12 protein-coding genes and 1 pseudogene are annotated in these 10,406 nt (G+C 26.6%); 12 read left to right on the top strand and 1 reads right to left on the bottom strand.

The features are described 5' to 3' along the window. Positions 1-200: 200 nt before the first annotated feature. The 12 genes from AYC60_RS07815 to rnmV all read left to right on the top strand — a co-directional run bounded on the left by AYC60_RS07815 (position 201) and on the right by rnmV (position 10,159). Positions 201-1,211, top strand: coding sequence for a BMP family lipoprotein (locus tag AYC60_RS07815; RefSeq protein ID WP_067323283.1), 1,011 nt, complete (start codon positions 201-203; stop codon positions 1,209-1,211). A gap of 193 nt (positions 1,212-1,404) precedes the next feature. Beyond that, positions 1,405-2,709, top strand: coding sequence for a thymidine phosphorylase (locus AYC60_RS07810; RefSeq protein WP_067323280.1), 1,305 nt, complete (start codon positions 1,405-1,407; stop codon positions 2,707-2,709). 17 nt (positions 2,710-2,726) lie between these two features. Further along, positions 2,727-3,395, top strand: a complete 669-nt coding sequence (gene deoC, locus AYC60_RS07805) for a deoxyribose-phosphate aldolase (RefSeq protein ID WP_067323277.1) — start codon at positions 2,727-2,729, stop codon at positions 3,393-3,395. 20 nt (positions 3,396-3,415) lie between these two features. After that, positions 3,416-4,126: a purine-nucleoside phosphorylase gene (deoD, locus tag AYC60_RS07800; RefSeq protein ID WP_067323275.1), complete on the top strand. Its 711-nt coding sequence runs from the start codon at positions 3,416-3,418 to the stop codon at positions 4,124-4,126. 7 nt (positions 4,127-4,133) lie between these two features. Further along, positions 4,134-4,553 carry a cytidine deaminase gene (gene cdd, locus AYC60_RS07795; protein WP_067323273.1) on the top strand — a complete coding sequence of 140 codons (420 nt, stop codon included), beginning with the start codon at positions 4,134-4,136 and terminating at the stop codon, positions 4,551-4,553. A gap of 72 nt (positions 4,554-4,625) precedes the next feature. Beyond that, entirely contained in the window at positions 4,626-5,546 is a 921-nt protein-coding gene (locus AYC60_RS07790; RefSeq protein WP_067323271.1) for an alpha/beta fold hydrolase, read from the top strand. Between the two features lie 63 nt (positions 5,547-5,609). Further along, positions 5,610-6,173: a hypoxanthine phosphoribosyltransferase gene (hpt, locus tag AYC60_RS07785; protein WP_067323269.1), complete on the top strand. Its 564-nt coding sequence runs from the start codon at positions 5,610-5,612 to the stop codon at positions 6,171-6,173. Further along, positions 6,154-6,975, top strand: coding sequence for a 16S rRNA (adenine(1518)-N(6)/adenine(1519)-N(6))-dimethyltransferase RsmA (rsmA, locus tag AYC60_RS07780; RefSeq protein WP_067323266.1), 822 nt, complete (start codon positions 6,154-6,156; stop codon positions 6,973-6,975). The genes hpt and rsmA overlap by 20 nt, the downstream gene beginning before the upstream one ends. 2 nt (positions 6,976-6,977) lie before the next feature. Then, positions 6,978-7,217, top strand: a complete 240-nt coding sequence (locus tag AYC60_RS07775) for a DUF4911 domain-containing protein (protein WP_067323263.1) — start codon at positions 6,978-6,980, stop codon at positions 7,215-7,217. Then, positions 7,217-7,468, top strand: coding sequence for a KH domain-containing protein (locus AYC60_RS07770; protein WP_067323260.1), 252 nt, complete (start codon positions 7,217-7,219; stop codon positions 7,466-7,468). Before AYC60_RS07775 ends, AYC60_RS07770 begins: the two co-directional genes overlap by 1 nt. Positions 7,469-7,566: 98 nt before the next feature. Further along, the gene (locus tag AYC60_RS07765; protein ID WP_067323257.1) at positions 7,567-9,045 is read left to right on the top strand and encodes an aminoacyl-histidine dipeptidase; all 1,479 of its coding nucleotides are present in this window, start codon (positions 7,567-7,569) and stop codon (positions 9,043-9,045) included. A gap of 1 nt (position 9,046) precedes the next feature. Beyond that, positions 9,047-10,159 carry a ribonuclease M5 gene (gene rnmV, locus AYC60_RS07760; protein WP_067323255.1) on the top strand — a complete coding sequence of 371 codons (1,113 nt, stop codon included), beginning with the start codon at positions 9,047-9,049 and terminating at the stop codon, positions 10,157-10,159. A 61-nt stretch (positions 10,160-10,220) separates the two neighbouring features. On the opposite strand, the pseudogene AYC60_RS09190 reads toward rnmV, so the two are convergent. Then, positions 10,221-10,406, bottom strand: a pseudogene (locus tag AYC60_RS09190) (IS30 family transposase); the annotation flags it as partial.

Here is a 10,406-nt window from a genome sequence, read left to right as displayed (position 1 = left end):
GTATAAGTAATATTTTTTTATTGAGGGTATAAACCCTCAGTTTGGTGCTGCACAAAATTAAGTATATTTATTTAGATTGAAATAAAAGGTTAAAAATTGTTAAAAAAAATGGAGGATTCTAAAAAATTTAGAATTCTCCATAATTTTTTTAGGCTATTTCGGAACAGCCCCTTTTTTTAAAAATCTATTTGAAGGAATATATGAAAAAAATTATTACATTAATGACATTTTTATTCTTTTTTGTATTTTCTTGTGGAAACAAAGAAGAAGTGAAAGAAGTAAGTACAGCTAAAAAAATTGCTATAGTTTATTCTACTGGTGGTAAGGGAGATAAAAGTTTTAATGACTCTGCATACATGGGTATACAGCAAGCAATTAAAGATTTCGGTATAGAAGTATCAGAATATGAGCCTAAAGATACTTCGGATGAAGCAAAAAATGTATTATCAGAATATGCTCAAACTGGGGAATATGAATTAATAATAGGTATTGGATTTACTATTACAGAAGCTTTAATAGCTGTTGGAGAGGAATATCCTAATCAAAAATTCGTAATGATAGATGATGTTATTGAGGGTAAAGATAATGTATTATCAATTGTTTATGATGAACAAAAGTGTACTTTCTTAACTGGAGCACTTGCTGCTATGATGACAAAAACAAATACTATAGGATTTATAGGTGGTGTTGAAGCACCAGTAATTTATAGATTTGCTACAGGATATTTTCAAGGTACAAAATACATTAAACCAGATATTAATGTTTTAATTTCATATATTAATGGTTCTGATTCGTTTAATGATCCTGTTGCAGCAAAACAATTAACTGAAGTTATAATTAGTAAAGGAGCAGATGTTGTAATGCATGCTGCAGGAGCTTCAGGTTCAGGTGTATTTAAAGCTGTAGAAGAAATGAAGGTTTATGGAATAGGAGTAGATTCAAATCAAGATGGTGAAGTTCCAGGACATATACTTACTTCTATGATTAAAAGAGTGGATACTGGAGTATATGAAAGTATAAAATCTGTTTTAAACAATGAATTTAAAGGTGGAGTAAAATATTTAGGTGTAAAAGATAATGGTTTAGGCGTTACTGATTTTGAATTTACACGTGATATTATAGGTCAAGAAAATATAGATAAAATTAATTCAATAATAGAAGATATAAAATCAGGAAAAATAGTTGTAGATCCAAATGGACCTGTAAAATAAAAATATTGACAAATAAATAAAATAGAGGTACAATTATATTGAAACTATAAAATAAATATTATTAATATACTTAGTTGCAATAAATTCAACCTAAGGTAAAAAAAACAGGAATTAGCTTCCTGTTTTTTTATCTAAGTTTTCTTATAATTAAATATTTTAATAATATAATATTAATAAAATGAAAGGAAATACTATGAGAGTTGTTGATATTATTCAAAGTAAAAGAGATGGATTTGAATTAAGTACTCAAGAAATTGAATTTTTATTAAATGAGTATATGCAAGAAAAAGTTCCTGAATATCAAATTGCATCATTTTTAATGGCAACATATTTTCAAGGAATGACTGATAGGGAGTTAGTTGATTTTACAATGACTATGAGAAATTCAGGAGATATTATTGAATTTCCAAAAATTAATAAGTTTCTTGTAGATAAACATAGTACAGGTGGAGTAGGAGATAAAGTAACTGTTGTTTTAGCACCTATACTTGCATCTTTAGGTATGGCAACTGCAAAACTTTCTGGTAAAGGTTTGGGTCATACAGGTGGAACTATAGACAAATTTGAGTCTATTGAAGGTTTTAATTTCTCTAATACTAAAGAAGAGTTATCTGAAATAGCAATGAAAACAGGTATTGGATTAATGGGTTCAAGTGATAAGATAGTACCCCTTGATAAAAAAATATATGCTCTTAGAGATGTAACAGCTACAGTACCATCTATACCATTAATTGCAAGTAGTATTATGAGTAAAAAACTTGCTATACAAAATGATGTTATCATCTTAGATGTAAAAGTTGGAGATGGAGCATTTATGAAAACTTTAGATATTGCTAGAGAATTAGCGAAAAGAATGGTTGCTATTGGTAAAGGTACTAATAGACAAGTAAAAGTAGTTTTATCTAATATGGATGAACCTTTAGGTCATAATATAGGTAATGCATTAGAAATAATAGAAGGGATAGAAGCACTTAAAGGCAATATATCTAGTGATTTAAAAGAAGTTGTATATACTATAGTTTCATTAGCGTTGAAAGCTAAAGGAGATATAAAGGAAATATCTGAAGGTAAAAAAATTATTGATGATATAATAAAAACAGGTAAACCTTTAGAATATTTTGCAAACTATATAAAAGAAAGCGGAGGAAATCCTGAAATAATTAATGATTACTCATTACTTCCAACAGCTAAAAATGTTTTAGAAGTTAAATCAATTTCTTCTGGTTTAGTATCTAAAATTAAAACTGAAGAAATAGGTAAAGCAGCAATGGTTATTGGTGCTGGTAGAGAAACAAAAGAATCTATAATTGATCATGCAGTAGGTATAAAAATACTGAAAAAAGTTGGAGATAGAGTAGAAAAAGATGAAGTAATTGCTAAAATTTACTATAATGATGATAGTAAAGTTAATGTTTCTAAAGAAATGATATTAGAATCATATGTAATAGGTAATGAAATTTCAAGTGTTGTTACACCAATATTAGATATAGTAGAATAAGTATAGGAGGAATTAATATGTTAAATATTGCAAAATATATTGATCATACTGTTTTAAAGGCTACAACTAAATCATCAGATATAAAAAAATTATGTGATGAAGCTAAAGAGTATGGTTTTTATTCAGTATGTGTAAATGGATGTTATGTTAAAGAAGCTAAAAGTAATTTAGAGGGTAGCGATGTAAAAATTGCTGCAGTTATAGGATTTCCTTTAGGAGCTATGACTACAACTGCTAAAGTATTTGAGGCAAAAGAGGCAATAGAAAATGGTGCAAATGAAATAGACATGGTTATCAATGTAGGTAAACTATTAGAAGGAGATTCAAAATACGTTGAAAATGAAATTCGTGCTATAAAAGAAGCTATTGGTAAAAATGTATTAAAAGTAATTATAGAAACATGTTATTTAAATGATGAACAAAAAATGTTAGCATGTGAATTATCATTAAATGCAAATGCTGACTTTGTTAAAACTTCTACTGGATTTGGTACATCTGGAGCAACATTTGAGGATGTAATTTTAATGAAAAAAATGGTAGGAGATAAAGCGGAAGTAAAAGCTAGTGGAGGAGTTAAGAGCTTTGAAACAGCAGAAAAATATATAGAAATAGGAGCAACTCGTTTAGGTACTAGTTCAGGAGTAGAAATATTAACTGGTGCTAAAGTTGATCCAACAACATATTAATAAATTTAAGGAGTGATATTATGGCAACACCACATATAGGAGCAAAAAAAGGAGATATAGCTGAAACTATATTATTACCTGGAGATCCTTTAAGAGCAAAATACATAGCTGAGACATTCTTAGAGGATGTAGTACAGTATAACAATGTAAGAGGAATGCTTGGATTTACAGGAACATATAAAGGAAAAAGAATTTCTGTTCAAGGAACAGGTATGGGAGTACCTTCAATAGGTATATATACTCATGAATTAATAAATGAATATGGAGTTAAAAACTTGATAAGAGTAGGGACTGCAGGTTCAACTAATGCCGATGTTAAAATAAGAGATGTAGTTGTAGCTTTAGCAGCTTCTACTGATTCTGCAATAAATAAATTAAGATTTAATGGAGCAGATTATGCCCCTACAGCAAGTTCAAAATTATTATTTAAAGTTTATGAAACTGCAAAATCTAAAGGAATTGAATTAAAAGCAGGAAACGTTTTAACTAGTGATACATTCTATGGAGACGATTTTGAAGGATGGAAAAAATGGTCTAAATTTGGAGTTCTATGTGTAGAAATGGAAACAGCTCAACTATATACTACAGCTGCTAAATTTAATGTAAATGCTCTAACTTTATTAACTATTAGTGATTCACTTGTAACTGGTGAAGCAACTTCAGCTGAAGAAAGACAAACTACATTTAATGATATGATTACTTTAGCTTTAGATGCGGCAATCACTTTCTAGGAGTACTATGGAAAGATATAGTGAAGTTGAAATTAGAGGATATATAGATAGAGCAAATAAACTTTTAGAAAAATCATATTGTCCGTATTCAAAATATAGAGTAGCATCTATAATGATAGATACAGATGGAAATATACATGAAGGTGTAAATGTTGAAAATGCTTCATATGGATTAACAGTTTGTGCTGAAAGAAATACTATAGCAGCAGCAGTTACTAAGGGTATGAAAAAAATAGATATGATAGCTATTACTGGTGATACACCTAATCCTATAAGCCCTTGTGGTATGTGTAGACAAGTAATAAGAGAATTTTCTAAAAAGGATACTTTAATAGTATTAGCAACATCAAAGAGTGATAAATATATTATATGGACTATGGATGAAATGATACCATATTCATTTGGTCCAGAAGATTTAGATAAATAAAAATGCCTTAGGGCATTTTTTGTTTATTGACACCTGTATTAGAATTTAATATAATTGTATAGAGGTGAGTTTATGAAGAAAAAAATTTTTTTAATAATAACAGTTGTATTTACAATGCTATATTTTGGTATAGGTAATTATTTTTATAATATATCTATAAATGCAAGTACTAATAAGAGTAAGGTTTCGAAACAAGATTTTGATGGAAGAGTAGATAATGAATTAGAACAAAATGTAGCGTGGTTTGAAGAAAATAAAGTGAGAATCAATATGGAATCTACAACTGGATTTAAATTAGTTGGATATAAGTTTGTTAATAAAGATACAAATAATTGGGTTGTTATGGTTCATGGATTTAATAGTGATTCAAGGGAATTAGCAACACATATAAGAGAATTATACAATCTTGGATACAGTGTATTTTCGCCTGATTTGATTTCTTTTGGAGAAAGTGAAGGAACATATATATCTATGGGAGGTAAAGATAGTTTAGATATTGCTAAATGGATAGATTTATTACATGTTGATTATCCTGATGCAAAATTTGCATTATTTGGTAGAAGTATGGGGGCTGCAACTGTACTTAATTCTTTAGAAGAAGTAAAAGATAAGAATGTAGTTGCATTTATAGAAGATAGTGGATATCTAACTTTAAGATCTATATTTGCTTATCAATTAAAAAAATTGTATTCATTACCACAATTTCCAATATTAGATATGGCAAATACTATGGTTAAAATAAGGGCTGGATATTCTATAGATGATGTAGATGCAACAAATGATATTAAACAAACTAAAATACCAGGACTAATATTACATGGTTCCGAAGATGGCTTTGTACCATTAGATAATTCAAAAAAAATATACGATTTATTAAATTCTGAAAAAGAAATTGTAATTTTTGAGGATGCTAAACATGTACAAGCTCATTATTTATACAAAGATAAATATTGGTCTACTGTAAAAGTTTTTCTTGAAGACAAATTAAAATAATACTTGATTTTATTAGTTTTTATATGTTAGAATAAAAAAAATAATATGAGAGAGGAAAATGTCATGAAAGATTGGGAAGCAGGAATTGTAAGACAAATAATAACAGAAGAACAACTTAAGGCTAGAGTCAAGGAATTAGGAGAACAAATAACTAATGATTTTAAAGACGATGATGCAGAATTTATTGTTGTAGGTATATTAAAGGGATCAATACTATTTATGGCAGATTTAATTAGAGAAATAAAATTACCTTTAAAAATAGATTTTATGGAAGTATCTAGTTATGGTGATGGATTTGAAACTACAAGAGATGTAAAAATAATTAAAGATTTAGATTACTCAGTTAGAGGTAAAAATGTGTTGATAGTAGAAGATATTATAGATTCAGGATTAACACTTAAAAAAATATTACAACTTATTGGTAAAAGAGGACCTAAAAATGTAATACTTTGCACTTTATTAGATAAAGTTACTAAGAGAGAAGCAGATATAAGTATACAATATACTGGTTTTGAGATACCTAATGAATTTGTTTTAGGTTATGGATTAGATTTTATACAAGAATATAGAAATATACCTTATATAGGTGTAATGGATTTAGAGAAATATGAAAAAGAAAAAAAATAACCCAGAACATAAACATAAAAAGAAATTTGGACAAAATTTTTTAGATGATAGTATACTTCTAGAAAAAATTAAGGAAATAACAAAAATATCTAAAGATGATAATATTATAGAGATAGGTCCAGGTATAGGTTTTTTAACTTCTATGATATTAGAATCTGGTGCAAAACTTAAATCTTTTGAAATTGATAATGATTTAATACCTGTATTAAAGAAAAAATTTGCATCTTTTGATAATTTAGAATTAATACATGTAGATTTTTTAGAGTATAATTTAGATGAAATTATGGAAAAGGGTAAGGAATATAGAGTTATTGCAAATATACCATACTATATTACAGCTCCTATAATAAATAAGTTATTAGAGTATAAGGAATACATTAAAGATATATATCTAATGGTTCAAAAAGAAGTTGGCGAGAGATTAAATTTTGAAAAAAATACTAGTAATAGAGGACTTTTTACTCATGTTGTAGGTTTCCACTCTAAAGTAGATTATTTATTTACAGTGGAGAAGGAATTCTTTGATCCTATCCCTAAAGTTGATTCAGCTTTTATAAAAATTAGTATAGACAAAGAAGGTAAATACTCAAAAAAAATAGATTTTGATATTTATTTGAAATATGTTAAGGCTAGTTTTGTTTCAAAAAGAAAAAATATTGCGAATAATTTAAAATTGATAGGTATATCTAAAGAAAAAGTTGAATTATCTTTAGAAAAAATAGGTAGAAATAAGAACTCAAGAGCAGAGGAATTATCTATAGAAGATTTTATTAAATTAATAGATATACTAGAAAAGGAATAAAAATGCAAAGTTATGAATATATTATTAGTACAGATAAATATAATATAGATTTTATAAATAAAGTTGTAGAAGCATATGAAGGCTTAGGTATAATAAGAACCTTAGATAGGAAGGAAGGGTTAATAAAATTATTAACAAATACATACTTTATTAATGACGTTAATTTATTAATAGAAAAATTTAAAAAACACGGTATAAAAATAGATGTTCTTGAAGAAAGAGTATGGGAAGGAGAACTATAATGCAAGATTATTATTTAGAGTTAATAAATTTTTGGCTTGAAAACTTAACAGGCTCAAGAGAAAAATATGAAATATCTATACAAGCAAAAGAAAAAACTTATTATGTTGACATATTAGCAAATAAATCTGAAATTGGGAAAATTATAGGTAAAAATGGGAAAATAATTACTAGTTTGAGAAATTTAATAGGTTCTATAGCTAATAAAAATAAAGATAATGTTACAATAAAAGTAAATGAAAAAGAAATGTAGTATGAAAGTCTAGTAAAATAGGCTTTTTTTATTTGTAAAAGTGTATAAACTGTGGTATAATTTTTGTAGAAAATATATTAAGTAAGGGAGTATTTATTATGGAAAATAAAGTTACAAAAGGATTATATCCTGAATCAGTTTTTGGATTTTTTGAACAAATATCAGAAATACCTAGAGGGTCTGGTAAAGAAAAACAAATTAGTGATTGGTTGGTAAATTTTGCTAAAGATAGAAATTTAGAAGTATATCAAGATGAATTCCACAATGTAATTATTAAAAAGAATGCTACACCTGGTTATGAAAAATATCTACCATTAATAATTCAAGGTCATATGGATATGGTATGGGAAAAAAATAAAAATGTTGAATTTGATTTTGAAAAAGAAGGTATTAGATTAAAAGTTGAAGATGGTTTCTTAAAAGCTGATGGAACAACATTAGGTGCAGATAATGGTATAGCTGTTGCAATGGGTCTTGCATTATTAGATTCAAAAGAAATAGAACATCCCGCATTAGAAGTTTTAATTACTACAGATGAAGAAGTAAATATGACTGGTGCAGAAAATATTGATGTTACAAAATTAGCTGGTAAAAAAATGATAAATTTAGATACAGAAGAAGTTGGTGCTATATATGTAAGTAGTGCAGGTGGTGCGACTATAAAATTAACATCTGAATTAGAAAACTATGAGTTAGATAAAGATGAAAATATATATTCATTAGAAATTTTAGGTTTAAAAGGTGGACATTCTGGTGCAGAAATACACTTAAAATTAGGTAATTCTATTAAAATTTTAATGGAAGCATTAAAACATCTAGAAATGAAATTTGAATACAGATTAGTATTAGTAGATGGTGGTAATAAAGATAATGCAATACCTAGAGAAGCACATGCTTACATAGCCACAAAAGCAAATATAGATGAAATTAAGGAATTAATGGATAAATTTATAGATGTTAAAGTAGAGGAATATAAAGAGGAAGAAACTGGTCTAAGATATGAATTACATGTTCTTGAAGATAGAAGTTTAAGAAAAATATCTGAAAGAGATACTAAAAAAATTGTTGCATTATACAATGAATTTCCACACGGTGTTAGAGTAATGAGTAAAAATATAGAAGGTTTAGTTCAAACATCATTAAACTGTGGAGTTTTAAAGACTGAAGTAGAGGGTAATAAAACAAGTATAAGAGTAAATTCATTATTAAGAAGTTCTAACTTAAAAGAATTAGATGAATTACAAGATTATTTAATAGAATTAGGTAAAAAATATGAAACTTACGGCGAAAAAGTACCTTCATTCTATCCTTGGGAATACAAAGAAGACTCTACATTAAGAGAATTATGTACTAAAGTTTTTAAAAATAAATATGGGAAAGAGATAGATGTAAAAGCTATACACGCTGGTTTAGAATGCGGAATATTTGCTGAAAAAATTAAAGATTTAGATGTAACTTCATTTGGTCCTAATATTTTTGGGGCACATACCCCAGATGAGAAAATGGAAATTGATAGTGTTGGTTTAACATGGGATTATTTATTACAAATTTTAAAAGAATATGATTTAGTGGATTAATATGAAAAAATTAAAAGTTGATGAGATAATAGTAGTCGAAGGTAGAGATGATGTAACTAGATTATCTCAGGTAATAGATGCTAAAATTGTTAAACTTAATGGAAGTTCTGGATTAAGTAAGGAAATGATATCTTACATTAACGAATTATCTAAAAGAAAAGATATATTGTTATTTACAGATCCGGATTTCACAGGAAAAAAAATTAGAGAAAAGATAAATCAGAACGTTGAAGGAAATGTTATAAATCTTTATGTGTCTAGGGAAGATGCAAATAAAGATGGTAATATTGGAGTTGAAAATGTTGATAATCAAAAAATTTATGATATTTTTGAAGAGTATTTATCAAATAAAAATAATAATAAAGTAGAAAAAAAATATTATTATGATATGAACTATCTTATTGATTATGGTTTAGTAGGAGAAACTAATTCTAGTTTAAAAAGAGAAATAGTAGGAGATATATTAAAAATAGGGTATTGTAATTCAAAATCATTATTATCAATGTTAAATTGTTTAAATATTTCATATAATGATTTTGAAGAGGTAATGATAATGATGAAGAAAAAAATGAATAAAAAAGAAAAAGTAGGTATAGTTTTTGGAAAGTTTATACCATTGCATATGGGTCATGTTAATTTTATAAAATATGCAGCTAAAGAAGTGGATAAATTACATGTTCTATTATGTGTAGAAAGAGATAGAGATTTAAATTTATTAATGAATTCAACTTTACCCAAAATGTTAACTGAAAAAGATAGAATGTACTTTTTAAAAAAAGAATTATCTAATTTAGATAATGTAGTTGTACATCTTCTTAGAGAAGAAGGGATTGCTTATTATCCTAATGGTTGGCAAGGTTGGACTAATAGGGTAGCAGAACTATTAAAGAAAAAAGGTATAAAAATAAATACAGTATTTACTAATGAAGTAGAGGATAAATTAAATTATGAGAAATACTTTATTGATAATGAAGTATTCTCTAAAGAATTAGATATACATTTAACGGATCCAAATAGGTTTGAATATAATGTATCTTCTACAAAAATTAGAAAAGATTTTGAAAAATACAAAGAATATTTACCTAAATCTTTACAAAAATTTTTTTCAGTGTAAGTAGAAATTAGAAATGTCCAAAATTAAATAATAAAAATTTTATAGTGCAGTATAATTGAATTTATGCTGCATTTTTATTTTCAAAATAAATATTTTTTGATGTTTTACCATTAAAAATTTTTCTTGGATAATTATTCATAAAGTCTTGTATATATTCTATCTCTTTATTACTCAAATTATTAAATGAAGATCCCTTAGGGAAAAATCTCCTAATAAATCTATTGTTATTTTCATTACTTCCACGCTC

The sequence above is a fragment of the Streptobacillus felis genome (assembly GCF_001559775.1).
In the GTDB taxonomy this organism is placed as follows: domain Bacteria; phylum Fusobacteriota; class Fusobacteriia; order Fusobacteriales; family Leptotrichiaceae; genus Streptobacillus; species Streptobacillus felis.
This window is presented reverse-complemented; position numbering and strand designations above follow the sequence as displayed.

What these genes read in the sequence shown, in the direction of transcription:
- AYC60_RS07815 (WP_067323283.1), top strand. Translation starts at nt 201, where the DNA reads ATGAAAAAAATTATTACATTAATGACATTTTTATTCTTTTTTGTATTT.
- AYC60_RS07810 (WP_067323280.1), top strand. Translation starts at nt 1,405, where the DNA reads ATGAGAGTTGTTGATATTATTCAAAGTAAAAGAGATGGATTTGAATTA.
- deoC (WP_067323277.1), top strand. Translation starts at nt 2,727, where the DNA reads ATGTTAAATATTGCAAAATATATTGATCATACTGTTTTAAAGGCTACA.
- deoD (WP_067323275.1), top strand. Translation starts at nt 3,416, where the DNA reads ATGGCAACACCACATATAGGAGCAAAAAAAGGAGATATAGCTGAAACT.
- cdd (WP_067323273.1), top strand. Translation starts at nt 4,134, where the DNA reads ATGGAAAGATATAGTGAAGTTGAAATTAGAGGATATATAGATAGAGCA.
- AYC60_RS07790 (WP_067323271.1), top strand. Translation starts at nt 4,626, where the DNA reads ATGAAGAAAAAAATTTTTTTAATAATAACAGTTGTATTTACAATGCTA.
- hpt (WP_067323269.1), top strand. Translation starts at nt 5,610, where the DNA reads ATGAAAGATTGGGAAGCAGGAATTGTAAGACAAATAATAACAGAAGAA.
- rsmA (WP_067323266.1), top strand. Translation starts at nt 6,154, where the DNA reads ATGAAAAAGAAAAAAAATAACCCAGAACATAAACATAAAAAGAAATTT.
- AYC60_RS07775 (WP_067323263.1), top strand. Translation starts at nt 6,978, where the DNA reads ATGCAAAGTTATGAATATATTATTAGTACAGATAAATATAATATAGAT.
- AYC60_RS07770 (WP_067323260.1), top strand. Translation starts at nt 7,217, where the DNA reads ATGCAAGATTATTATTTAGAGTTAATAAATTTTTGGCTTGAAAACTTA.
- AYC60_RS07765 (WP_067323257.1), top strand. Translation starts at nt 7,567, where the DNA reads ATGGAAAATAAAGTTACAAAAGGATTATATCCTGAATCAGTTTTTGGA.
- rnmV (WP_067323255.1), top strand. Translation starts at nt 9,047, where the DNA reads ATGAAAAAATTAAAAGTTGATGAGATAATAGTAGTCGAAGGTAGAGAT.